We start from the raw sequence: 26,163 nt of genomic DNA, 5'->3' as shown, positions 1-26,163 counted from the left end.
GCTCTCCTGCCTTACATCAACGCGCCTGTTTTAGACCTTTAGAGTTAAGACGCTAACCCTAAGCCTTGTTTGGCCATAGTTATTAAGCTAGAAAACCCTATTTATCTTCTTGTTTTGTCGCCACTTTACATTGTAAATCCATACTTGTTGACTTCTCCTTTCTACAATTTTGCGCCAATTTGATGCACGGGCTATTTAGCGTTTCACTAATATGGTGCAGTTGTCTTACAGTGAAATTTTAACCTCCTTGATTTTTAAGGAGATATTCTATGGCTCGATTCTTGTAGTAGACTTTTCACTAATAAGCACATTAGCACATGCTTTTCAAAACCTCTGCGTTGCATACCACCTCCTTCAGGTTAGCACCGTTTTGATGCATGTCAGAAAAGGGAAAGGGAATACTATGGAAGACGCACTCGCCGTAATTTTAGCAGGAGGGATGGGGTCTAGACTCAGCCCACTCACCGATGACAGAACCAAGCCAGCCGTACCTTTTGGCGGAAAATATAGAATTATAGATTTCACACTAACCAATTGTTTACATTCGGGTTTACGCAAGATCCTTGTTTTAACCCAATATAAATCTCATTCACTTCAAAAACACTTACGAGACGGCTGGTCGATATTCAATCCAGAGCTAGGCGAGTACATTACTGCTGTTCCACCACAAATGCGCAAAGGTGGTGCATGGTATGAAGGAACCGCCGATGCGATTTATCACAACATGTGGTTGCTATCGCGAAATGATGCAAAGTATGTGGTTGTGTTATCCGGCGATCATATCTATCGAATGGACTACGCTGCAATGCTTGAAGAGCATAAAGAGAAAGGTGCTAAGCTCACCGTTGCCTGTATGGATGTTCCCGTAGAGGATGCTTCAGCATTCGGTGTAATGGGCACCGCAGAAAACGGGCTCGTTACTTCGTTTATAGAGAAACCTGAAACCCCACCTACCCTTCCTGGAAGCGCGACCAGAAGCCTTGTTTCTATGGGAATATATATCTTTGATATGGATGTTTTGAAAGAAGCGCTTGAAGAAGACTCAAAACTCGATTCATCAAGCCATGACTTCGGAAAAGACATCATACCTAAGCTGATTGATACGGAATCCGTTTACGCTTATCAATTCTGTGGTAGTAAAGGGCGCGTCGATAAAGATTGCTATTGGCGCGACGTAGGTACCATTGATTCCTTCTATGAAGCGAATATGGATCTACTAGAACCTGTGCCGCCAATGAACCTTTATCAGTCTAATTGGGCGATTCGTACTTACGAGCCGCAGTTTCCACCAGCTCGTACTGTATCGTCGGCTACGGGTAATGAAGGTATTTTTATTAACTCCATCATTGCTACCGGTGTCATCAATTCCGGCGGCTCAGTACAGCACTCCATTATTTCTTCTAATGTACGTATCCAAGACAGTGCAACGGTAGTCGATTCTATCATTTTTGATGACGTGGAAGTCGGTGAAGGAAGTCAGTTGGTCAACTGCATAGTTGATAAACATGTTCGTATTCCGCCACATACTCAAATTGGCATCAACAAACTTGAAGATGCGAAGCGATTTAAAATCTCAGACAAAGGTATTGTCGTCATACCTGAAAGTTACCAATTCGATTAAACGACAAACTATCACAACAAAAAAGCGCACGATAATCATCGTGCGCTTTTGTTTAAGTACCTGTAAACATTAGGCTATAACAAATAATCCATAATAATTAGATGTTACATACCGTTGACCAGCTACCATCTGTACCCGGTTCAGCCGCTGTCCACCAGTTCGCTTGGTAAACCACACCGTTGTGGATGATCTTATCACCTTGGTTAGCGTGGCTTGGATTACCTGCCCAATCCGTTTGTGGCAGAGCTGGGTATGTCACTAAACCTGTCGTATCACACGTACCTGGTTCAGTGGTACCACCACCCGTGCCCGCATTGAGATCACCAATTGGTAGAGCTGGCTGTTCAAACTTAAACGCAAACTCTTTACCACCAGAAATCACTGAGTAGTTAGCCGGACCAGAGATTGGTAGGTAGTAAACCATATCAAGCTCGTAAGTGCCGCCCGCCGGCAAGTCTTTCCATGCTGGTAGAGAGAACGACACACGGTGCATTACGCCATCTAAGCCACCAATGTTGTTTGCTCGAGTATGTCCAGAAGCAATTACTTTCAAACCACCACCTGATTGGTCTTTCGCGTTGTCCGGCGCAGATACTGGGATATCGAATTGGAATTCAGTACCGCCAGGGATCGCTTGACCAGTGTTGTTCGTAAACGTGATTTTCGGGTTAATTGGGTAGTTTTGATCGCCAACTTTGAAGCCGCCAACACTAACAGTAATGTCTACTGCTTCAGTTGGTGTTGGACCAGTCGCTACTTTATTACCGTAAGGCGTCGCAGACTTAAACTTGTCGTAGATAGCTTTGGTCATAGTGTTACCCATGTGGTATTCACCATTACCCGCCGCACAAGCTTGTTCAGTTGCATCTACTGCCGTACGATTACCATTTGCATCCAGTACGTAACAGTTGTAGTCACCGGCTAGTTCCCAGAACATGATACCGCCGATCTCTTTATCGATAACGTAATCGGCTTTCACCTCGATAGAAGCTTTATCTTCCGTAGATAGGAATACGCTCTTCTCCGCGTTCCACAACCAAGGTGCTACAGCAACGCTATCGTAATGACGAGTATAAGTACCAACAAACTTATCTGAAGGATCGTTGACTGGGTCAAGACCGTAAGCAGCTGCGTAAGAGCCCCATATACCGTTTTCTAGGTTCTTAGCATGCCACATTGGGTTAGAACCAGCGCCCATTTCGTTTCCTTTAGGGTCGGTATCATGCCACATGTTGTCGATACCAATAGCGCCGTGACCACAGTTGTTCTTCTCACCTTCACCTGTGCCCGGTTGGCACTCTGCTTGGTTTGGTAGTGCCGCTCGGCCCCAAAGGCCATTTTCACCACCAGTAACACCTTGCCAACCACGGGTGTAGTAAGGAACACCAATGTTAATACGACCTGCTGGCATAGAACCACGGAAGTAATGGTAAGCCCAGTCTGTGTTCAAGTAACCGATACCACCGTATGCAGCAGTGCCGTATACGTTCCACTGCGCTAGCTCAGAGTCTTTACCTGTATCGAATAAAGCCGCGTTATGACCAACGTGATCATTCCAAGCCCCATGCAAGTCGTAAGACATGATGTTTACGTAGTCTAGGTACTTAGTTACATCGAAGGTTTCCATCCCACGTAGCAAGTAACCTGAAGATGGTGCTGCGATAGTCAGCATATAATGAATACCATCTTGCGCGGATGCCGCATCAAGTTTCTCACGCAATACTTTCATCAGCTCTTGGTAAGACGCCCATAAATACTGACGACGTGGTTCCATGAAGTCTTTGTCGTAAGGGTTACCAGCACCAGCCATTGACGTCGGGTATTCATAGTCGATATCCAGGCCATCGAACTTGTACTGACGCATCATTTCAACGGCTGAAGTTGCGAACTTCTCAATACCAGCATGATTAATAGAACCGTCCGCATTCGTCGTCATGGTGTAGAAGCCACCATCAGCTACACGATCGCCGTTCGTATCGAAGTGACCGCCCGTTTCAGCCCAACCACCAATCGAGATTAGCGTTTTAACATCATGTTTTTGCTTGTAAGTTGCTAGTGCACCAAAATGACCTTTAAAACCAAGAGCAGGATCTACCTCAACGCCTGGCCAAGTTTTACCTGTAGCAGGGTTGTTAGGATCATTAACGTCGCCAACGTTTACTTTGCCGTCAGAACCAATGCTCACAAACGCGTAGTTAATGTGAGTAAGTTGTTCCCAAGGAATGTCTTTAACAAGGTAAGTCGATTGTGGGTCGTCACCTGCTCGCCAACTGGTGAAGTAGCCGATTACACGACGTGGGTGATCAGCCCCCATTTTCTCACGGCCTTCTTCGTCATAAATAGAACAGTAAGGAACATCTACACCCGTTGTTTGATAAAGACCATCAGGACGACAATTAGATGTCACTGCGCCGCCGTTTACCGTTAACGTCGCAAGTGCAGAATCTGCTGTTGCTCCAGCATCATCGGTAGCTCTCGCATAAACACTTAATGAGCCAGCTTGTGAAGGGGTTACATCCAGCGTGTATGGCGCTGCTGTAGCAGTGCCAGCAAGTACACCTGCAACATAAAAATCAACTTTAGAAACGGTACCATCCGCATCCGTAGCATTTGCAGTCAGTGTGACGGAACCACCCAGGTCAATAGAGGTCGCAGAAAGCGCGACATCCACTGTCGGCGCTTCGTTACCAGGTTGCGCTGATGCCACAGTTAACGTCACAACACTTGCCGTACTAACGGCACCTGCATCGTCATAGGCCTTGGTAGAGAACTCGTGCTGTCCTTCAGTTGCTGTCCACGATGCAGCATACGGCGCAGACGTTGCCTGACCAACTAATATACCATCAACAAAGAACTCTACTTTGCTAACAGTCCCATCAGTATCTGCCGCATCTGCAGCTAGGTTAACAACATCACCCGCAGTCACAGAAGCCGACGCAGAAGGCGATGTCAGAGTAACCGTCGGGACTTCATTCTGAGGTGGATCAACCGGTCCAGCGCCATCACAAGCGCCAAGTGTTTCCCACTCGCCCCACTCACCAGATTGCGCTGGATTGTTGTTTTGCGTCCAGTAACGCGCTTTATAAGCATTACCTTCATGCTGAACTTGGTCGCCACCGTTATAAACTTTTGATGATTGCCAAGTTTCTAGAGGGGCACAGTCAACTGCTGCGTAGCTATTGAAGGCCATAAGACAAGAAGCGGTGAGTGTGCTTAGTGTGAACACGTTTTTCACTGCGTTGCCGTTTTTAAGGTGCATAATCGCTCTTCCTTAAGTTATTGTTAAAACAATACTAAATGCGCTAAACGAAGCGCATCTATACTTTCATTTCGACGTAAAATAACTTAAGTACAAGTTGGTGATTTCACACTATCTATTTACGAGTTTTCCACACCGCCTCGCAACAATCCACTAAATGATTGCAACAACGTACCTATTATTTGGCACCAGTAACTAATTTTATAACTCAAATAAATATGTCACTCGCAAATTAATAAAAAAGGTAAAAAAAGTCGCCATTTTGAAATAAAGATCACTAAGCCTTTGTTGACCTTGGCGTTTCATTAAAATGCCGCTTGTACTCGCGACTAAACTGTGATGGGCTCGTGTACCCGACCATTCTCGCTGCATCATTAACACGTCGCCCCTCTAACTGGATCAATTCGCGCGCTTTGTTAAGTCGAACTTTCTTAATATATTGCAGCGGAGATTCAAGCGTGACATTGCGAAATGCTTGATGGAAAGCAGACACACTCATGTTGGCTTCTTCAGCCAATGCTTGTACGTTCAACTGTTCATGATACGCTTGATGTACACGATTTAGTGCTTTAGCGACCCTCGCGTAAGAACCTTCTTGATGTGCTAGGTCAAATAAAACATACCCCTCTTTGCTCACCAAAGTACGATACACAATTTCCTCAAGAAGCAGCTCGCCAAGCATGATGACATCAAGCTCGTTACACATTGCTTTCATTAACCGCTTGCACGCATCCAACATACCTTCATTCATACGTACCGACTTAAGGCCGCAACGGGTTGCATCCAGACACTTATTACTGAATTTCTCAGCCTCTAATTTTTTAACGAGTTTATGAAGAAGCGTTGGCGAAATATCTATCGAAATGCCAAGTAAAGGCTCATTGTTTGTCGCAAACGCTTCGCACTCTAGTGGCATGGGAACCCCGACAACAAGGTAATCTTCGGGCCCATATTGCACTGGTGTATCACCAATATGAATGTTCTTATGCCCTTGACCCAATACGATGATGCCGGACTGATAGACAAACGGCTGGCGATGATTCCCTTTGCTACTGCGATAAAACCATACGCCATCTATCGCTGTTTTCTTCATACCTTCTAGGTCATGCAGCCCCTGCTTTTCAACATATTGCTGCATGATATCTGCGAGAGTGTGCATTAGAGCGCTCCATCAATGACCAACGAGTTTGGTCTCTATTATCGTTTCGAGCACTATACTTCCTCTCGACATTAACTTTCTAGCTCAAGAGCATTAATTTTGTAGAAATAGGCAAATTATTTGCAGAAATCGACCTGTTAACGATCGTTAATCAGGACTAATATGCATGTATTCAATCTCCTTCACTGGAAGCAAGAGGGCTAATAATGAACTTTTCTTATGTAAACCCAACCAAGATTTTCTTTGGTCAAAAACAAATCGCTGCAATCAAAGAAGCTATCCCATCCGACCAAAAAGTTTTAGTGGTATACGGTGGTGGCTCCATCAAAAAAAATGGCGTGTACGACCAAGTAGCAGAAGCTCTTGAGGCACATGAATGGCTAGAGTTTTCAGGTGTTGAACCAAACCCAACCAAAGAAACACTCGATAAAGCAGTCGCAATGGTAAAAGAGCATGGCGTTGACTTTATTTTAGCGGTAGGTGGTGGTTCAGTCATCGATGGCTCCAAATACGTAGCAGCGGCATCAAAGTATGATGGTGATGGTTGGGATATCATGATTGGTAAGCACCAAGTCACTGAAGCGACGCCTCTAGCTGCAATTCTGACATTGCCAGCAACAGGCTCAGAGTCAAACATGGGCGCAGTTATCACTAAAAAAGAAACTCAAGACAAACTTCCGTTCATGTCTCCAGCAGTGCAGCCAAAATTTGCCGTGTTAGACCCAGATGTAATGAAAACACTGCCAGAACGCCAGCTTATCAACGGCATTGTTGACGCATGGGTGCACGTATGTGAGCAATACTTGACGCTTCCTACCGGTGCAATGGTTCAAGATGGTTACGCAGAAACACTGCTGAAAACTTTAAAAACACTCGGAGAACAGTTTGCGGAACGAGACGACGATATGTGGCGCGCAAACTTAATGTGGTCTGCTAACCAAGCATTGAATGGGTTAATTGGTAGTGGCGTTCCACAAGACTGGGCGACACATATGATCGGCCATGAATTAACGGCTCTATGGGGCGTTGATCATGCGCGTTCTCTTGCAATTGTCCAACCGTCGTTACTTCGTAACCAAATGCAGTTTAAGCGCCCTAAGTTAGAACAAATGGGTCGCAACGTATTTGGTCTTGAAGCAGGTGAGGATTTAGCAGAGCGCACAATCGAATCTATCGAAGCGTTTTATCATCAACTTGATGTCGCAACTAAGCTCGAAAACTATGGTGAGAGCCGTGAACAAGCTATCGATGCCATCATTGATCAACTAAACAAACACGGCATGACTGTTTTAGGTGAAAACCAGGCGATCACACTTGAACGTAGCCGAGAAATCTTAGAGTTAGCTGTCTCATAACTGCAACAATTCTTCACTGCCCTTCCTAGGGTTTAACGGTATTGTGACTTAACAGTCACAATACCGTTTTTTTATGCTATTTTGTAAGCCACATCACGTTCAAAACGAGGAGGCTTCTAAAAACAACGATTCCCTCCAGACAAAAAATCGGCCGTGTTGGTTAGTAAAGAGACAACTGTCCAGCTTTACACAAATAAAAATAATTGAGATCAAAGAACGAGTTAACTCGTTAATTAAGTTTTGATTTGTTGTAGTGATGTACTACATAATTTTGTCTGTTCGAGAAAACACTTTATGTGGCTAGTTGTTGTCGTATTAGCATTCATACATATCATCAGTATCCGTAAAGGCTCTAAATGGCTCTTTTACGTTTCTAAACCATTACCAGTGCTCTGTATGCTTGGTATTTTAATTCAGTCCCCGGCTTACCCAATGCCATATGCGCATTGGATTTTGATTGGCTTATCGCTCTCGTTGCTTGGTGACGTGTTATTAATGCTCCCTAGAGACAAGTTCATTACAGGATTAGTGCTCTTTTGCTCTGCCCATCTCTCCTATAGTTATGGTTTTGCCATCATGTCAGCGTGGCATTTTACACCTTGGCTCCCAATTGCCTTGTTCGGACTCGGTATATGCGTCTACTGGTTGTTCCGACCGGATCTCGGTAAAGAAAAACGGCCAGTTGCTAGTTATATATTGGTACTGATGACTATGTGCTGGGCTTCGATCGAGTATTATTTGAGTGGGAAAACACAATCCTCCTCTTTTGCAGTGCTCGGAAGCTTTATCTTTATTATCTCTGGCATCGTATTGGCTTTCGAACGCTTTGGAGGACGGTCAATATTTTCACGACAAGTTGTCATGGTGACCTACTATTCTGCACAGACACTAATGGTTATGTCTGTTGTTGCGATTGTTGTTCGTTATCCGTATCTCGTTGAACTGAGTTAGTCATACTCTAGACTGCACCAACATTAAAGAAACATGGATGTATCTTGTAATCGATCTGAATAGAGTCTTAAAATCATCGCCTAAACATTAGCTTATTCTTAATGAAATTATGCGCACAACTTGCTATTGTAAAAGGATATTTTTCCGTTATAGCGTGCCCCTTTGAAAGAGAATACTCCCGTCGTTGAGTTTAGCGACGTAAACAAGTGGTATGGCGATTACCACGCTCTAAAAGATATCAACTTCTCCGTGCATTCTGGCGAGATCGTCGTGGTGTGTGGCCCTTCTGGTTCAGGAAAGTCAACGCTCATTCGTTGCATCAACCATCTTGAATCGATTCAAGAAGGCCAACTTCATGTGTTCGACCAGCCTTCTCATGCAAAATCCCTTAAGCCCGGCAAAATCGGCATGGTGTTCCAGCACTTCCACCTTTTTCCTCATTTAACTGTACTGGAAAACCTTACCTTAGCGCCGATTCGCACACTCAAATTGTCAAAACAAGAAGCTGAAAAACGCGCACGGCATTACCTCAAGCGCGTCAATATTGAAGAACAAGCGAGCAAATACCCCATCCAGCTTTCCGGCGGTCAGCAGCAGCGCGTCGCGATTGCCCGTTCCTTATGTATGGAACCGGACTTACTCCTTTTTGACGAACCGACTTCGGCGCTTGACCCGGAAATGATCAACGAAGTGTTGGATGTCATGGTTGAACTGGCTCAAAGTGGAATGACGATGATTTGCGTCACGCACGAAATGGGATTTGCCAAAAAAGTAGCGAACCGCGTGGTATTTATGGATGAAGGCCAAATCGTGGAAATGAACTCACCGATCGCCTTATTTGAAACACCACAGCATCCACGAACCCAAGCATTTTTGAACCAAATTTTAAGTTACTGATGATAGTTCGCGTAATCAAACCCGTCCTTCAAGCTTTGCTGTAAATGATGCTCCTCTTCATCGCGATTGTGTGGGTGTTGGACTCTGGTGCCGCTGCTATGGGCTATCAATGGCAATGGGAACGCGTACCTGATTACATCGCTTTTTATGAAGATGGGGAATGGTGGCCAGCAGAACTTATCGATGGGTTATTGGTCACGCTAAACATCTCGGGTATTAGTCTATTCTTCACCTTAGTGTTGGGGTTGGTCACCGCGTTACTAAGGCTTAGCGATTCGAAAGTCGGCAATGTTATTGGCACCACTTATGTCGAGGTAATACGCAACACGCCGTTGTTGGTGCAAATCTATTTGCTCTACTTCGTGTTTGGCCCCGTGATTGGTTTGGACCGATTCAGTACCGCCGTTTTGGCATTGTCCCTTTTCCAAGGTGCTTACACTGCAGAAATATTCCGCGCAGGTTTAAACAGTATTCCTAAAGGGCAATTCGAAGCAGCACAAACACTCGGGTTATCACCGTTTTACACTTACAAAGACGTAATTTTGCCCCAGGTTTTACAGCGCACATTACCGCCATTGACCAATGAAGTGGTTTCTTTGATCAAAAACTCTTCCATTGTAGCGTGATGGCGATTTTTGATTTAACAACACAGGCACGCAACATCGTCTCAGAGACGGCGATGCCGTTCGAAATTTGGTTTACCGTGGCAGCAATTTATCTTGCTCTCACTCTGTCACTTTCTGGCTTGTCTGCATGGCTAGAACACAAACTCGGAGCCAGTTGGCGCAAATTATAAGGAGATAACATGAAGTTATTCAAAGCGACCATTACTGCATTATTAGGGCTAGCCATAGCTATGCCTACAATCGCGAAAGAAGATGTCGCCACACCCAATGTAGATCAAATCAAAGAACGAGGAACTTTGCGCGTTGGTATGTCAACATTTGTACCTTGGGCAATGCGTAACAAGCAAGGTGAGTTAATCGGTTTTGAAATCGATGTTGCCAAACGCTTAGCACAAGATTCAGGTTTGAAAGTGGAATTCGTACCGACTGCGTGGGATGGCATTATTCCCGCACTACTGGCGAAAAAGTTCGACGTGATCATTGGTGGCATGTCTGTTACGCCTGAACGTTCCAAAAGCGTCTTGTTTACTGCGCCCTACTCGCACTCAGGCGTTCAAGTAGCAGCAAACAAAGAACTCGCCTCTGGTTTTAGCGAATTTTCGGATTTTGACTCACGACGCGTAAAAATTGCGGCTCGTCGCGGCGCATTCACCGTTCAAGTAGCCAGAGAAACCTTCCCGAAAGCGAAGATCCTGCAATTTGATGACGACGCGCAAGCGTTCCAAGAGGTGCTGAATGGTAACGCCCACGCGGTCATTGCTTCTAGCCCAAAACCAGAACATGAGACAGTGAAACACAGCGACAAACTATTCCTTCCATTCTCTGAGCGACTATCAAAAGGTAACGAAGCCTTTGCAGTTCGCTTGGGGGAAGAAGATAAAAAGGCCTTTTTCAATAAATGGATTGAAGCAAGAACCCAAGATGGATGGTTAAAACAACGTTATGAATACTGGTTCTCAACATTAGATTGGCAAGATCAAGTCGCACAAGGCCAGTAATCTAAATGGCTCGTGGACGCCGCGAGCCTATACTCTCCAATCATCCATTTTACTTTTCCATAACTTATCGGAGTCAAATTTTTGGGCGAACACACTACCACTCGCACAGCACCCGCGAAATCCAGCACAGGCTACCTTTTACCGCAATTAAACACACTAGACTGGGCACTACTTGTCATGTGCGGTATCGGTGGTGTTTGGCTGTACCATCGGTCCACTATTGGTGTGCATTATTTGTGGCAGTGGAAAGAGGCGCTTGAATTACTTTTCACGCCTAGAGCAGATGGTGGTTTGCCCTACTTCTTCCAAGGTTTGATTTCGACGTTAAGGCTCAGTGTTTGGGGCATAAGCTTCGCATTAGCGTTTGGCACTTTGTTAGGCTTAGCACGCTTCTCTCGTGCCGTTTGGTTGCGCACACCTGCCAATGCATTTATCCAGTTAGTGAGAAACATCCCTCCGTTGGTATTTGTTTTTATTTTCTACTTTTTCATTTCTAACCAATTGATCCCGTTACTTGGCTTGGAAGATCTTCTACGAAACTACAACGGCGAACCAAATGCGCTACAGCACTTTCTGTTTGGGCCTTCGAACCTTTGGGAAAACCTTGCCTCTGGCGTGTTATGTGTCGGCTTACTCTCTTCTGCCTACATTGCAGAAGTTGTGCGCGGTGGTTTACAAAGTATCGACCAAGGTCAGTGGGAGGCGGCTGACTCATTGGGCTTGTCTCGGTGGGTGAAATACCGATTTGTTATCGCGCCACAGGTGCTTAAATCAATAACACCTGCACTTGCCGGTCAAACCATCTCTTTGGTGAAAGACACCTCTATTGTTTCACTGATTTCGATACAAGAAATGACGTTTGTTGGGACAGAGATGGCAAATTCATCAGGGTATATATTTGAAATTTGGTTGATTGTCGGCCTTGCTTACTTCTTAATTTGTTTTGGTCTGTCACTTATTTTTCGCCATATTGAAGCAAAATCGGAAGCCATTTCAAATTAACTCAACCACATATGTAATTAGGCACATTTGATTCTTCAAATCAGAATTGCACCCTGTTACATTGGCAAGATGCTAAATTTTCGGCGTTTTTCATGGAGTTAAAGAATCAATCCGACTACGAGCGATACATAAAACAAGATAATCTTGGTGAATATTACGTAGTTCTCAATCAATTCACTTTTCACAGTGTTTATCAGCCAATTTTTGATAGACGCCAACGTATTATTGGTATGGAAGCCTTACTGCGTATTCGTGGCATTGATGGTTCCCTAATTCGTCCTGACGTGTTTCTGGCCAATAATGGTCTTGATCCCTACTTTCGCTTATGTGTAGAGTTTTTATCCAGAGCAATGCACATTCGAAATTTTGCACGCTATTTCGCGGGGACGCCGATCAAACTGTTTCTTAACGTCATGCCTCAAACGCTACTCACACTAACCAAAGACATGGGCTTTAAAGATAACGGCCTGCTTTACAAACGCCTTTCCGAACTTGGTATGAGCCCAACAGACGTAGTTTTTGAAGTAGTCGAAGAGTCATGCGGAGATACGGATTTGTTAATCAAAGCCGTACAGTTAATGAAAGCGAATGGTTTTATCTTTGCTATCGATGATTTTGGCGCCCAACATTCTGATATCGCACGTGTTCAGCAGCTCTGCCCTGACATCATCAAAATCGATCGTTCCTATTTGCTAGACTACTGCGCCGGAGAAACCTTTTCCATACATAGCGCTGTTGATCTAGCGGATCATATGGGAGCAAAAGTCATTATAGAAGGGGTTGAAGAAGACGGGCAGCTACAAGCTATGTATCAACTTAATTTGGATTATTACCAAGGCTTTTACTTAGGAAAGCCTTGCGCCATTCATCACTGGACAGATAGCCTAAACATCGAGACGACAGTGCATTAACACTGCCCACTTACAGCACAGTGAAACCAAAAAAGCGCCGATATAATATGCTCGGCGCTTTTTAGTTTTACTCAGATGTCACTTATTTAGTTAAGCGTTCATTTCCCTAGAAAAAATCAATAGAATTACGTCCGCTCTTCGGATCACGAGTGGCTTGCGGTTTGTCTTCTTTTTTGCCTTTCTTAGCAGACTGAGACAACGCTTCTTTCTGCGCTTTACGCTCTTTATGTGCCGCTTTACGGCCTGTTGATTTAGGCCCAGAAGCTTTAGGTGACTTACTTTGACGAGACTTATCTTTACGAGAAGACTGCGCTTCTTTTTTCGCTTTCTTTTCTGCTTTTTGCTCTGCCGTTTCAGGTTCGGTTACTGGCGCATCGCAAACCACAACATAATATTCCTGGTTAAACTCAAAAAAGTCACCATCATACATCTTGCGGCGCTTACGTGTTTCTAGTTCACCATTCACCGCGACGTAGCCTTCCTCGATGATATGTTTTGCTTCGCCGCCACCGCTGACCAAGTTTGCGATTTTAAAAAGCTTGTACAGTTCGATTGGATGCGCATCAACATCGATGCCAATCGCTTCGATCTCAATCTCTTCGCCTTCAAAATACTCTTCGTGGTCGTAATCTTGGGTCATGTTACTTACTCTTACTATTTGATGCCCTGAAGTTTAAACGCAATGCTTAAAAATAGAAACCTCTGGCGATGTTCAATCACCGATTCGCCTTGGCATTTGAGCACCTCTTAACCCATTTAACTTGTCGCTCGTTAGCTTGTATACCGATGCGTAGCTCAAACGAAGCTGCAATTACGCAACCTGAAGGTATATACTCTCTAAGTTATTGTTGAAAAGAGCGAATACTTTGTCTCAACCAAGTAGAATTACCTTTGTCACTGCGAACTTGTTTAATTTTGTCGCACCGCCTAACGCCTACTATGATTTCGAGAACATATACTCGTTAGAGCAATGGCGAGACAAACTTTCGTGGACGCAACGTCAAGTTGAAAAACTGGAAGGCGACGTGATTGGCTTACAAGAAGTATTCAGTATCGAGAAGACCCAGGCATTCTTTTCAACCATCGGCTACCCCTACTTTGCGACCGTTGACACTCCACATGTTGAGGATGAGTACATTTACTCAAGCCCTGTTGTGGCAATCGCATCTCGGTTTCCAATAGAAAAAGTACAAGCGGTAGAGTTTGACTTAGCAACGCTTGAACCTTTTGGAGTAAGTGTTGCTCCAGAGTTCAGTCGCAAACCCATCTATGCCCAAGTAATACATCCTGTACTTGGTCATATCGCCGTTTACGTAACTCACCTGAAATCTCAACGCCCGGCCGACTCAGAACAGCCAGAAACGTCTAGCACGATTATTGGGCGCTGGTTATCCACCCAGCAAAGAGGCTGGGAAGCAGCGATGTTAAGAGACGCGATGCAAAAGAGGTATCGAAAAGAACCAATGCCGACAGTGTTAATGGGCGATATGAATCAACCTATCACTCCTATCAGCGTTAACAGCGCATTGGTATCCAATACTGGTGACAGCGTCACTGAATTACAACTCAAAGATGGTTGGTTATTGCAAAGTGCCCCCCTGAAGGATGAACGCCCAGCCACGCACTATCATTTTTCCACTGGGAATGTACTCGACTATATCTTGCTCTCACAAGAGTTTGATGCCTTATCAGATATATCGGTTGCCGAGGTTGTTGACTATCACGTGTCTAACCAACATCTGATCAACCCGATTTATGACAGAGATAAAAACGCCAGCGACCACGCATTTGTAGCGCTGACGGCTGAAGTAAAGCTTTGAGCAACCTATTTAGTTACTTAGTGACGTTTCACAATTTTACGCGGGATAAGTTCTACGCCAGGCTTGTAACGCTTAGCGGAAGCGTTGAGTGCTAACTCTATTGCGCTGTCCGCGATCAACTCAAACTGTTGAGGCAAAGAGTTGATTTTCACAGGCAAGAAGTCCAGCAGTCGATTATCACCGAATGTTGCTAAACGCACCTTTCCCATCAGTTCTGGTTTTTCTAGCATTACATCCAACACACCTTCTAACAGTGTATATGACGTTGTAACAATGGCATCTGGCAATGCGTTCTCTGTTAACCATCTCTCTAAGACTTTCTTCCCTTCTTCCCGGGAGAAGTGTTGTCCATAACCCACTGTTGCCGTTTTACCACCTTGTTGAGAAGCAGATAGAAAACCGAGCTCACGCTCTTTTGAGACTTGAAGATCTTGCAATGCACCGATTAAGCCAATGGACTTAATATCCTCTGACAGTACTGACTGAGTGAGTTCAAGTGCGGCATCAAAATCTTCGCTGATGACACAACAAAAGTGCTCATCATCCATTGGACGGTCTAGCGCGATAACTGGCGTACCAGAATTTTGCAACTTAAGATAATACTCGTTTGCAGTGGGCATACCACTTGCCACAAACAACGCATCAATACGACGACTGACTAATGCTTCCGCCACCTTTTGCTCTGTATCAGGATCATCATCAGAGCAGCCAATCAAAATTTGGTATCCCGCTTTCCGAGAGTTTTGCTCTATCAGCTTTGCAAGACGCGCATAACTGGTGTTCTCTAAGTCTGGGATGATAAGCCCAAATGAGCGTGAATTACCTGCCCGCAAGGAAGACGCCGCATGATCTGGCTTATAATTGTACTCTTCTACAACGGCCATCACCTTTTTCTGAGTCTTCTCGCTGATGCGGTATTTCTGCGCTTTTCCGTTAATCACATAGCTTGCAGTTGTCTTAGAAACACCCGCTAATTTGGCTATTTCATCCAGTGTCATATTCTAAACCTTATTCTGTGCGCGCGATCATATTAATACATCAACGATCTTTCGATAAGTTGAATTATAAGCTGAACCGATTCAGTATAAAAGCTGAAAGGATTCAGCAAAACTTAAAAATTGACGTAAATCACCCGAACACGCAACAAACCAATTTGTGAGCTAGGCTATAGGATAGCGGCAAAGGCTCGTTTGTTAACGTCAGTTTTTAAAACAGTTTTTCTGAGTCTTTTAAAAAATTTACCAACAAGCTGAATCGATTTAGCTTGAAATATAAAAGGTTTGAGGAGTGATAAGCGCTCAGAAGAAGCGGCGTTCAACTTCTCACACAGAATACATTTTTAAATTGATACCTTAAGGCTGGAGAAGCACCATGCTTAAGCTAAATAAGAACGACATTACCCTCTCGCAATCAGCGACAGATAAGTTTGAAGCAATAAAGAGTATTGCTCATAGCCTTACTGATAAAGGCCTAGTTGAGCAAGGTTACGTTGAAGGCATGCTAAACCGTGAAAACCAAAACTCTACGTTTTTGGGGAACGGTATTGCCATACCGCACGGTACAACCGACACTCGTGCAATGGTGAAAACAACGGGTGTTGCTGTGCACCACTTCCCACAAGGTGTCGACTGGGGTGATGGCAATACTGTGTTCGTCGCTATCGGTATCGCAGCTAAATCTGATGAGCACCTTGGCATTCTTAAACAGCTCACCAAAGTGCTAGGCGCAGATGGCGTAGAAGAACGTCTGCGTAATGCAAAAAATGAAGACGAAATCATCGCCCTACTGCACGGTGATGTTCAGCTTGAAGCAGACTTTGACGCTTCTTTAATTCAACTGATGTTCCCTGCGAGCGACATGCTACAGATGAGTGCTGTTGCTGGTGGTCTGTTGAAAAATACGGGATGTGCTGATAACGAATTCGTTGCAGATCTCGTTACCAAACAACCAACTCACTTAGGTAATGGCCTGTGGTTAATTGGCAGTGACAAACATGTCACTCGCACAGGTGTGTCATTTGTCTCGACGGCAAACGACTGCGAATATGAAGGTCAAAAAGTGCGTGCACTTGTCGCGTTCGCGGCATGTAACAATGCTCACCAACCTATCCTAAAAACGCTTTCTAATATTGTGTTTAACAATGAACACGGCAAGCTTTTAGATGCATCAGTAGAACAGATTCTTGCTTTGTTCAAAGGTGAAGAAGTCACAGCTGCATCTTCAGAAGAAGGCAATACCGCTGTATTTAAAATCAAAAACTCTCACGGCCTACATGCTCGTCCGGGGGCAATGTTAGTCGCAGAAGCGAAAAAGTTTGAATCCACTATACGTGTTTCCAACCTAGACGGAGATGGAAAAGCAGTAAACGCGAAGAGCCTAATGAAAGTCATCGCGCTGGGCGTTAAGCACGGTCACCAACTTCAATTTACAGCAGAAGGCCCTGATGCGCCGCAAGCCTTGGAGTCTATCGGAAATGCAATCGCTTCTGGCCTTGGTGAAGGTTAAGGATCCGATATGACAAACAAAACAAATAAGGTTGTCACTATTACGCTCAACCCGGCATTGGATTTAACAGGTTCAGTAAATGAACTAAACGTTGGTTCCGTGAGCTTAGTACAGCAAAGCAATCTCCACGCTGCAGGTAAAGGTGTCAACGTAGCAAAAGTGTTGAGCGATTTAGGCGCAGATGTCACGGTTACCGGCTTTCTTGGTAAAGATAACCCTGAGCTATTCCATCAGCTTTTCAATGACATCGGCGTTAAGAATGAGTTTGTAGAAGTACAAGGTGCAACTCGTATCAACGTCAAGCTCGTTGAGGCTAATGGAAACGTTAGTGACATTAACTTCCCTGGTGTTCAAGTTACGGCAGAAGAAATCGCGCGCTTTGAAGAAACCCTATTCCGCCTTGCTGAAACACACGATTACTTTGTATTGGCAGGCAGCCTACCGGGCGGTGTTACTGCAGAGCAATGCGCTGCATGGATAGAAGCACTGCATCAACAAGGCAAAAAGGTGTTGTTCGACAGTAGCAAAGCCGCATTGAAGTCAGGTATTGATGCTCACCCATGGTTAATTAAACCTAACGATGAAGAACTTGGTGATTTTGTTGGCGAACATCTAGCAACACCTGAACAGTGCCAAGCTGCAGCGCAAACACTGAGCGACAAAGGCATAGAAAACATCGTGGTTTCTATGGGACCTGACGGTGTTATGTGGCTCAACCAAGGCGAATGGCTTAGTGCAAAACCGCCTCGAATGCATGTCGTGAGCACCGTTGGCGCAGGCGATACGCTGGTCGCTGGCTTGTGTTGGGGCCACATGCAACTGATGCCTAAAAACGATTTATTGCGCTTCGCTACAGCACTTTCTGCTTTGGCAGTTAGTCAAGTTGGCGTAGGGCTAACCAGTCAGGAAGAACTGGAAAATATCAAGCGACAAACTGAAGTTAGCGCGCTTTACCCTATTACAAACTTAGAACAAAACTAAGGAACAGAAGGTTATCGTATGAATATTGCCATTATTACTGCCTGTCCGAGCGGTGTAGCAAATAGCATCCTTGCGGCAGGATTACTAGAACAAGCCGCCGCAAAATTAAACTGGAATGCCAAAATAGAATGTCAATCAAGTGTGGTTGAACCAACACTATTGACGGAAGCTGACGTTGAACAAGCAGAAGTCATTGTCATTGCGGCAAATACTAGCGTCGACACTTCTCGTTTTGTAGGAAAAAAGGTTTACCAAGCGGAAATTAGCGAAGTAGCAAAAGACGCAACTGCGTTTCTCCAGCAAGCGGTTGAAAACGCCACTTTACTTGAAAAAGCAACCACACTTGCAGCCCCTATCACTACAGATACAACATCAGCATCAAAGAAGATTGTTGCAATCACGGCATGCCCTACTGGCGTTGCGCATACCTTTATGGCGGCAGAAGCTTTAGAAGAAGAAGGCAAGCGTCGTGGCCATCAAATCAAGGTGGAAACTCGTGGTTCAGTTGGCGCTAAAAACCAACTGACTGAGCAAGAAATTGCAGACGCCGATCTGGTGATCATTGCTGCGGATATTGAAGTGCCACTTGATCGCTTTAACGGCAAAAAGATGTACCGCACGAAAACAGGTCCAGCTCTGAAGAAAACAGCCGAAGAGATGGACAAAGCATTCGAGCAAGCCACGGTGTATCAACATTCTGGTTCAGCTAACTCTTCATCTTCCACCGAAGAGAAAAAAGGCGCTTACAAACACCTAATGACGGGTGTTTCGCACATGCTTCCTGTCGTCGTTGCAGGTGGTTTGATCATCGCTCTATCTTTCGTGTTCGGTATTGAAGCATTTAAAGAAGAAGGCACACTAGCAGCAGCCTTGATGAACATTGGTGGTGGCTCTGCATTCGCATTGATGATTCCTGTACTTGCTGGTTACATCGCGTTCTCAATTGCTGACCGTCCTGGTCTGGCTCCTGGTCTTGTTGGTGGTATGCTAGCAAGTTCAACGGGTGCTGGTTTCCTAGGTGGTATCGCAGCTGGCTTCATTGCCGGTTACGCAGCGAAACTCCTCGCAGATAAGGTGAAACTGCCACAATCGATGGAGGCGCTTAAACCGATTCTGATCATTCCATTTGTAGCAACATTGTTCACTGGCCTTGTCATGATCTACATCGTAGGCGGCCCAGTTTCAGGCATCATGAACGGCCTGACTGACTTCCTAAACAACATGGGATCTGACAGTGCAGTACTACTGGGTATTATCCTTGGCGCAATGATGTGTTTCGACCTAGGAGGCCCGGTAAACAAAGCCGCTTACGCATTTGGTGTTGGCCTTTTGGCTTCACAAACTTACGCGCCAATGGCGGCAATCATGGCCGCAGGTATGGTTCCTGCGCTAGGTATGGGTTTAGCGACCTTCATTGCGAAGAACAAATTTGAACAAAATGAACGTGAGGCAGGTAAAGCATCATTTGTCTTGGGCCTTTGTTTCATCTCTGAAGGCGCAATTCCATTTGCTGCGAAAGATCCAATGCGCGTGATTCCATCTTGTATGGCCGGTGGCGCGCTTACTGGTGCCCTATCGATGCTATTCGGTGCGAAATTAATGGCACCACACGGCGGTCTATTCGTGCTGCTAATTCCTAACGCAATTTCACCAGTATTAATGTATTTAGTGGCTATTGCAGCAGGTACAGCGGTAACTGGCTTTACTTACGCATTCTTAAAAAGCAAAGCAGAAGCGAAACAAGAAGTCGCAGCTTAATTAGAGCGACTCCGGTTAACAATGCCACCCTCGAATTTGGCATTTAGCACCTCCCTTTAATTCCGGTTAAGGGAGGTGTTTTTTATTCCGCAGCCGGAACGGCTACAATGTCTACTTCCCCACTGTTCATATCCACCGTTGCTTGATAAGCGCTATGCGGGTCACCGTAGTGCTTGAAGGTAAAGTGGTAAACGTTAGCTGGCGTCCACAAGGTTTTTGAATCTGCGGGCAGAATGTCATAGCCATCTTGCTGATAAAGCTCTGTCGCCATTACATTTGCGATTGCCGCCTGCTGGTTAGCGTCTCGATCCACCTTTGGCTCTAGTGACGGGTTACTTGGATAAGATTCACCGTTGTAACTCATGAGTCGATATGAGCCATTACTCCAAACGATAAAGTCCTGCCAACCATTACTGTAACTGTCGGCTAGTACAATAGGCGTGCGAGTTACCGACATTCGATTAATAACGTTTCCCTCATTATCAAACATATATGCAGAGCAGCCACCACTACCACAGAAATAGCGATCTTGAAGCAACACTATGTGTTCTGCCTTGCCGTCGCTGTTTAGGTCGGCGCTACCCGATAGATAACGTAGATTGTCTTGCTCGAGCGACAGCCCTTCAGGGGCTAAAACCTTACTATCAATCCAACTGGAAATGACTTCAGCACTAACACTGTTGACTTTAGGGGCAGGTTGTTTGGTTTCTGTCGGCATGCTATCCGTCGCGGTGCAGCCAACCAAGGTGAAAGAACCAACGAAGAAGAGTCCGTTTAATATGCGCTTATTCATGTAATCTCAATCTTTGATGTGTCGTTACATCAGTATACGCATGATTTGCATTGTAATCGTAAGAAAATCATTAGAATCAAGCAAATGAATGGTTTGGTATATATTAGTAAGATCAAAAAAGCCCCGAAGAAAACCTTCAGGGCTAGGCAGGAAGCTGGCAAATAGCCAGGAGTCCCTATGCAGTGGTCGGTTTTACCCTAAACAGAATTGCAAACATCACTGGCACCACTATCAGTGTCAGTACAGTAGCAAAACCAAGACCTGCCATAATCGTTATTGCCATCGAGCCAAAGAAGGCATCGAAGACCAGTGGAATCATCCCCAAGATAGTCGTTAGCGCAGCCATACTTACCGGACGAACGCGGCTTATCGCACTATCGACAATCGCGAGGTAAGGATCTTTACCTGACTCCAACTCAAGGTTAATTTGGTCAAGCAACACAATACCGTTTTTCAAAATCATGCCACTTAGGCTTAACAAACCAAGGAATGCTGTAAAACTGAACGGCATGTTCGTGGTAAGCAAACCAAAAGCAACGCCAATGATCGCTAACGGAACGGTGAACCAAATGACCAACGGCTTTTTGATTGAGTTAAACAGTAAAATAGTAATGATGAACATCAACAAGTAACCCATCGGCAATGAACCGAATAGGCCTTCTTGTGCATCTTTGGATGATTCGTACTCACCACCCCATGTGATTTCGTACCCTTCTGGAACATGTAATGCCATCACTTTAGGCTGTACACGAGCAAATAAGCTTGCTGCCGTGTCGTCACTCAACACATCATGGTCCGCGAGAACGGTTAACGTACGCTTACGGTCACGACGCTGAATTAGCGGCTCACTCCAATCCAGTTGAACGCCATCAATCACTTGATCAACCGGAATATACGTTTGCAACGAAGGACTCCAAATGGTCACGTTTTGTAGTGATTCAAAATCTACGCGTTCTTCTTCAGGAAGGCGTGTCATAATTGGCAACGTATGTGTACCATCACGCAAGTAACCTAAGGTGCTACCACCAAACGCCATTTGCAGTGTGCTTGAAAGATCTTCTTTCGAAATACCTAAGCGACGAGCTTTAGACTCATTGAAAACGGGTACAAGTTCCTTGGTGCGCTCTCGCCAATCGTGACGAATGTTTCGGGCACCAGGATCGGTATGAAGGATGTCTTCAACTTGCACCGCCAAGTCACGTAAAACTTGTGGATCAGGGCCAGTAATACGCGCTTCGATCTTAGACGCTGGTGATGGACCAAATTCCATCAATTTAAACTGGAACGTAGGCGCATCAAATGTTTTCGCCAGATTCTCATCTAACTTATGCAGTAAACCAAACATTTTCTCACGATCAGTCGCGCGAACTTGGAACTGAGCGTACGCTTCGTAACTTTTTTCTGGTTGATAGGTTAAAGCAAAACGCTGTAGGCCCTGCCCAATCGAAGCAGAAACAAAGTCAATATCATCTTGCTGACGAATGTAGCTTTCGACCTCTTCAGCTTTTTTGATCGTTTCACGGATGTCAGTACCCTCTGGCATCCACATATCCACGTAGAACATCGGCGTATTCGATGGTGGGAAGAACTGCTGTTTTACATTACCAAATGCCACGACAGCACCCACTAATAGCGCCACCATGCCAGCAACGGTAAGCCAGCGGAATCGCAATGCAAATTTCAGCGATGCCCCAAATACGACAAACAACCAGCCTTTATAAGGATCATCTTCGCTAGTACCTTGCTCTTTGTTTTCCTCTTTCAACAAAAGATCGGCAAGGAAAGGCGTCAGTGTAATAGCGGTAATCCAGCTTAAAAATAGTGAGAAACACAGCACCCAGAATAGAGAGCCCATGAACTCACCTGTCGCATCTTGCGACAAGCCGATAGGTGCAAAAGCCGTAATTGCAATAACAGTCGCGCCCAGCAAAGGCCATTGTGTTTGCTTTACAATATCGACAGCCGCTTGAACTTTGGTACGCCCTTTCTTTAGGCCAACCAATATGCCTTCCACGACAACAATCGCGTTATCAACCAGCATACCTAAGGCAATAATTAACGCGCCAAGAGAAATACGATGCAGTTCGATGTTGTTGTAATTCATCAAAATGAAGGTACCAAATACCGTCAATAACAACACAACTCCAATGATGACACCACTGCGTAAACCCATAGTAAACAGCAACACAATGATTACGATCGCCACTGCCTCCGCTAGACTAATTACAAACGCTTTAACAGATTCATCCACCTCATTGGCTTGGTTGTAAAAGTAGTTCATATCGATGCCAGCAGGCTTGATAGACTCAAGGCTCGCGAGCTCCGCATCCAAACGTTCACCAACCTCAACCACGTTCACACCCGATGCAAACGAGATACCGATATTAATCGCTTTTTGACCGTTAAAGAGTACGACGTTGCCTGGCTTCTCTTGAATACCGCGAGAAATCGTTGCTACGTCTTTTAGACGAATTAGATTTCCTGTGTCACGGCCATGAATGATCAGATTTTCTAGTGCTTCTACAGTGTTTAAGGTGCCGCTTGGGCGAATAACAAGGCTTTCGCCATTGACCATCACTTCCCCTGCTGAAACCACATTGTTTTGCTGGTTCAACAAGCTCGAAACCACATTCATGTCTAAGTTCAGTGCAGCAAGGCGATCAAGTGAGATCTCAACGAATAGCATTTCTTGCTGATCGCCCGTGATGTCTACCTTACCAACACCATCAACAAGCTCGATTTCACGGGTCAGGTAATCCGCATAACGTTTCAGCTCTACATAGTCGTAATCGTCACCAGTGAGCATTAACATCACGCCATAAACGTCACCGAAATCATCAATGATCTGTAAAGACTGAACACCTTGAGGCAATGATGGTCGTAAATCATTAATTTTACGGCGCATTTCATCCCAAATTTGCGGCAGTTCATCAGGACCATAGTCCATTTCCATGCTCACCGTTATTTGAGACATACCATTAGAAGACGTAGAGGTAATTTTGTCGATATAAGGGAGTTTTCGAATCTCTTTTTCTAGAGGATACGTCAGCTCTTCTTCAACTTCTTTTGACGTCGCGCCAGGGTATGTTGAGATGATCATGGCATCTTTGATCGTAAATGCCGGGTCTTCTAATCGTCCAAGCTCCAAAAATGACGTTAAACCACCAACAGCAAGGATAATAATGAACAACCAGCTGATGACTTTGTTTTTTATTGAATACTCAGCAATGTTCATTATTGGTTATTCTCCACAACATCCACATGTTTACCTTCGCGTAATTTACGCAGATTTGAATTAATCAGAATATCGCCCTGGCTAACACCTGACGACACAATGGCTCCATTGCCATTCACTTGAGAAATCATGACAGGCACCCGTGTGACAATGTCACCTTCTTTTTTCCACACAAAGAACTCATTCCCTTCACTGCCTGCTTGAAGCGCCGTGACAGGCACACTGTAACCATCGATAGAGGTAATGCCCGCCTTCACCATATCGACCAAAACGCTTACGCTGGTTCCCGGCAATATCTCTGTTTTTGGCTGTGGCATCGTCAAGTACATTTCGTAGGTTTGAGTTTCAGCGTTGGGTTCACTTGTGTGCTCTAAATAGTCCAAAGCAAATCTGCCATCGATGCCGGAGAAGGTTGCTCTAGGCTTGTAGCTCATGCTGTCTGAGTTTGGGTCTACCATCGCTAAAACATTGTCGGAAAGCTCAATACGCACGTAAACCAAATCGTTTTGGTATAGGTTTAACACGGGTTCACCAATTGCCACACGCTCAAAACGTTCTTTGAAAACATCGGATACTTTACCGGCGAACGGGGCGAATAAACGGGTGTAATTCAATTGATTGGTCGCGTTATAGAAAGTAGCCTCAGCTAGCTCTTTATTGGCGGTTAGCTCATCAAGTTCCGCTTTTGAAATCATTTGACGTGCATGCAAGTCTTCACCGCGTTTAAGCTGACGAATTGCAAGTGTGTATTGTGCTTCTGCGTCATTCACGGCTTGCTTCTCTTTGCTATCATCTAGCTTTGCGATCATTTGCCCCTGATTCACAACGTCACCCGCTTTAACCAATACGTGCTGAACTTCCCCAGCGCGGCGAAATGCCATTGGCGTTTGCTCTGCAGGCACTACTATGCCTTTGAACGCGCGATGTTGACTTTGTACTGGTGCATCCACCGAGATAGTCGACACAAAAAGTGGCTGCTCGACGATAGCTTGGTTTTCATTTTTGCACCCTGTTAAAACTGCAAGTGCAATCGCAGAGATCGTAAGTAGAGAACGTTTCATTAAATGCCTCCCTCACGAACCCAAGCTTTCACCACTTGTCCTTCAACCAGTCTCTCAACACCAGCAATAACAACGTAATCATTGTTATCAAGCCCGGCTTTCACACCACCTGCTGCGTCAAGTGACACAGTGACTTTATTGACCTGCTGCGTGCTTCTGTCCATTACCCAAACTTCACCTTGCGTCCCATTTTTGTTGACCCAAGCAGACTGAGGTAACGTCATCGCGTCCGATACATGTTGTTTAGCAATGTGTACCTGCCCAGTCATACCTGTCAGCAAATTGCGATCTTCTGGTCGAGTGATGGTCACGATCGCCTCATAACTATTGGTATCGATGTTTGGCTGCGTCGAGATTTCTTTAAATTGCCCAGGGATACGTTTTCCTGGCTCGCTATCCATCGTCACCCACATATCGGAGTTTTGCAGTGACTCAAGTGATACAGATTCCGCATAACTTACTGGCAAGGTGAAAGATACATCCAACGTCGTGTTATCAATGAGATTCAAGATCTCCTGCTTCTCTGCTACTACTTGAAACGGGTTGACATAGGTATATGACACAATGCCATCAAACGGTGCGTGAATTTTGGTATAGCTCAAATCGGTTTTAGCTTGTTCGTAGTTCGCCAATGCCGCTTTATATTGAGTTTCTTTCTGATCGTACTCATCAGTACTAATGAGTTTTTTTCCGTAAAGGTTTTTCGCGCGGTCCCATTGTGTTTTCGCTAACGCGTACTGCGCTTGAGCGGCATCTAACGCAAGCTGAAGATCTTTAGGGTCTAACGTTGCGAGCACTTCACCTTTTTGGACTTTTTGACCCATGCGTACACGTAATTCATCTACCTCTCCACCAACCTGAAAAGAAAGCTGCGCGCGATGTGTTGCATCAATACGCGCTAAAAAGGCGTGCGAGTCTTCAAGTTCTAGGTCTTTCACCGCCAGTAATTTTACAGGTTTGATTAAAGGTTCAGACGGCTCAGAAATGGCTTTATTACACCCAGTTAGCATCCCAGAAAGACTTAATGTCACCACTGCGCCAACTAAAGTGCGCTTTAAATATTGTTTTCGCACCCGCTTTCTCCGTAGGTTTTATATATTACACAGCCGTGCAGTATAAGCAGAATTTGAAATTGATCAACATATTTTCCAGGTGGATAGCAAATTAATTAGTCAAAGCGTTCGGTTTCTGGTAAAAGTAAGCGCGTGATTAATATTCGGGAAAATTCGAA

Annotated in this window: 19 protein-coding genes and 1 pseudogene; 12 read left to right on the top strand and 8 right to left on the bottom strand. The window is 44.9% G+C overall.

Annotated features, from left to right (window positions below):
- Positions 1-403: 403 nt before the first annotated feature.
- Positions 404-1,621: a glucose-1-phosphate adenylyltransferase gene (gene glgC / locus R7Q41_RS08300; protein ID WP_033906540.1), complete on the top strand. Its 1,218-nt coding sequence runs from the start codon at positions 404-406 to the stop codon at positions 1,619-1,621.
- 97 nt (positions 1,622-1,718) lie between these two features.
- Here glgC and R7Q41_RS08295 read toward each other — a convergent pair whose 3' ends face one another.
- Together R7Q41_RS08295 and R7Q41_RS08290 are read right to left on the bottom strand one after the other, a co-directional pair.
- Positions 1,719-4,880: a chitinase C-terminal domain-containing protein gene (locus R7Q41_RS08295; RefSeq protein WP_318144465.1), complete on the bottom strand. Its 3,162-nt coding sequence runs from the start codon at positions 4,878-4,880 to the stop codon at positions 1,719-1,721.
- A gap of 277 nt (positions 4,881-5,157) precedes the next feature.
- Positions 5,158-6,039: an AraC family transcriptional regulator gene (locus R7Q41_RS08290; RefSeq protein WP_005386077.1), complete on the bottom strand. Its 882-nt coding sequence runs from the start codon at positions 6,037-6,039 to the stop codon at positions 5,158-5,160.
- 206 nt (positions 6,040-6,245) lie between these two features.
- On the opposite strand from R7Q41_RS08290, the gene R7Q41_RS08285 reads away from it, so the two are divergent.
- The 7 genes and pseudogenes from R7Q41_RS08285 (at position 6,246) to R7Q41_RS08255 (ending at position 12,779) form a co-directional block, all read left to right on the top strand.
- A complete protein-coding gene (locus R7Q41_RS08285; protein ID WP_047103556.1) occupies positions 6,246-7,394 on the top strand; it encodes an iron-containing alcohol dehydrogenase in 1,149 nt (382 codons plus the stop codon).
- 294 nt (positions 7,395-7,688) lie between these two features.
- A complete protein-coding gene (locus R7Q41_RS08280) occupies positions 7,689-8,345 on the top strand; it encodes a lysoplasmalogenase (protein ID WP_005376394.1) in 657 nt (218 codons plus the stop codon).
- A 162-nt stretch (positions 8,346-8,507) separates the two neighbouring features.
- The gene (locus R7Q41_RS08275) at positions 8,508-9,242 is read left to right on the top strand and encodes an amino acid ABC transporter ATP-binding protein (protein ID WP_151515608.1); all 735 of its coding nucleotides are present in this window, start codon (positions 8,508-8,510) and stop codon (positions 9,240-9,242) included.
- Positions 9,243-9,286: 44 nt separating this feature from the next.
- Positions 9,287-10,038: pseudogene (locus R7Q41_RS08270) on the top strand (amino acid ABC transporter permease).
- 9 nt (positions 10,039-10,047) lie between these two features.
- Positions 10,048-10,866: a transporter substrate-binding domain-containing protein gene (locus R7Q41_RS08265; RefSeq protein WP_033906534.1), complete on the top strand. Its 819-nt coding sequence runs from the start codon at positions 10,048-10,050 to the stop codon at positions 10,864-10,866.
- An 81-nt stretch (positions 10,867-10,947) separates the two neighbouring features.
- Positions 10,948-11,868: an amino acid ABC transporter permease gene (locus R7Q41_RS08260; protein ID WP_318109200.1), complete on the top strand. Its 921-nt coding sequence runs from the start codon at positions 10,948-10,950 to the stop codon at positions 11,866-11,868.
- A 92-nt stretch (positions 11,869-11,960) separates the two neighbouring features.
- Positions 11,961-12,779, top strand: coding sequence for an EAL domain-containing protein (locus R7Q41_RS08255; protein WP_154204345.1), 819 nt, complete (start codon positions 11,961-11,963; stop codon positions 12,777-12,779).
- Positions 12,780-12,885: 106 nt separating this feature from the next.
- Here the strand turns inward: R7Q41_RS08255 and R7Q41_RS08250 are convergent, their stop codons facing one another.
- Positions 12,886-13,419 carry an RNA-binding S4 domain-containing protein gene (locus tag R7Q41_RS08250; RefSeq protein WP_318109204.1) on the bottom strand — a complete coding sequence of 178 codons (534 nt, stop codon included), beginning with the start codon at positions 13,417-13,419 and terminating at the stop codon, positions 12,886-12,888.
- Between the two features lie 226 nt (positions 13,420-13,645).
- On the opposite strand from R7Q41_RS08250, the gene R7Q41_RS08245 reads away from it, so the two are divergent.
- A complete protein-coding gene (locus R7Q41_RS08245) occupies positions 13,646-14,599 on the top strand; it encodes an endonuclease/exonuclease/phosphatase family protein (protein WP_318109206.1) in 954 nt (317 codons plus the stop codon).
- Between the two features lie 17 nt (positions 14,600-14,616).
- On the opposite strand, the gene cra is transcribed toward R7Q41_RS08245, so the two are convergent.
- The gene (gene cra, locus R7Q41_RS08240) at positions 14,617-15,597 is read right to left on the bottom strand and encodes a catabolite repressor/activator (protein ID WP_318144464.1); all 981 of its coding nucleotides are present in this window, start codon (positions 15,595-15,597) and stop codon (positions 14,617-14,619) included.
- Between the two features lie 373 nt (positions 15,598-15,970).
- Here cra and fruB point away from each other — a divergent pair, with 373 nt between their 5' ends.
- The 3 genes from fruB to fruA are packed head-to-tail and all read left to right on the top strand — an operon-like array spanning position 15,971 to position 19,843.
- Positions 15,971-17,104, top strand: a complete 1,134-nt coding sequence (fruB, locus tag R7Q41_RS08235; protein WP_005386065.1) for a fused PTS fructose transporter subunit IIA/HPr protein — start codon at positions 15,971-15,973, stop codon at positions 17,102-17,104.
- A gap of 9 nt (positions 17,105-17,113) precedes the next feature.
- On the top strand, positions 17,114-18,085 hold the full coding sequence (gene pfkB / locus R7Q41_RS08230) for a 1-phosphofructokinase (RefSeq protein WP_042520798.1): 972 nt from the start codon (positions 17,114-17,116) through the stop codon (positions 18,083-18,085).
- An 18-nt stretch (positions 18,086-18,103) separates the two neighbouring features.
- Complete coding sequence (gene fruA / locus R7Q41_RS08225) at positions 18,104-19,843, top strand: PTS fructose transporter subunit IIBC (protein WP_005376409.1); 1,740 nt, start codon at positions 18,104-18,106, stop codon at positions 19,841-19,843.
- A gap of 82 nt (positions 19,844-19,925) precedes the next feature.
- On the opposite strand, the gene R7Q41_RS08220 is transcribed toward fruA, so the two are convergent.
- From R7Q41_RS08220 to R7Q41_RS08205, 4 genes are all read right to left on the bottom strand, one after another.
- Complete coding sequence (locus tag R7Q41_RS08220) at positions 19,926-20,636, bottom strand: hypothetical protein (protein ID WP_318144463.1); 711 nt, start codon at positions 20,634-20,636, stop codon at positions 19,926-19,928.
- A gap of 175 nt (positions 20,637-20,811) precedes the next feature.
- A complete protein-coding gene (locus tag R7Q41_RS08215) occupies positions 20,812-23,871 on the bottom strand; it encodes an efflux RND transporter permease subunit (RefSeq protein ID WP_005376413.1) in 3,060 nt (1,019 codons plus the stop codon).
- Positions 23,871-24,932 carry an efflux RND transporter periplasmic adaptor subunit gene (locus R7Q41_RS08210; protein ID WP_136977132.1) on the bottom strand — a complete coding sequence of 354 codons (1,062 nt, stop codon included), beginning with the start codon at positions 24,930-24,932 and terminating at the stop codon, positions 23,871-23,873. Before R7Q41_RS08210 ends, R7Q41_RS08215 begins: the two co-directional genes overlap by 1 nt.
- The gene (locus R7Q41_RS08205; RefSeq protein ID WP_017820965.1) at positions 24,932-26,005 is read right to left on the bottom strand and encodes an efflux RND transporter periplasmic adaptor subunit; all 1,074 of its coding nucleotides are present in this window, start codon (positions 26,003-26,005) and stop codon (positions 24,932-24,934) included. The genes R7Q41_RS08210 and R7Q41_RS08205 overlap by 1 nt, the downstream gene beginning before the upstream one ends.
- Positions 26,006-26,163: the final 158 nt, after the last annotated feature.

Source organism: Vibrio sp. 2096, from assembly GCF_033339595.1.
Taxonomy (GTDB): Bacteria; Pseudomonadota; Gammaproteobacteria; order Enterobacterales; family Vibrionaceae; genus Vibrio; species Vibrio alginolyticus.
Note: the sequence above shows the minus strand (reverse complement) of the source record. Positions and strands in the feature narration are given on the sequence as shown.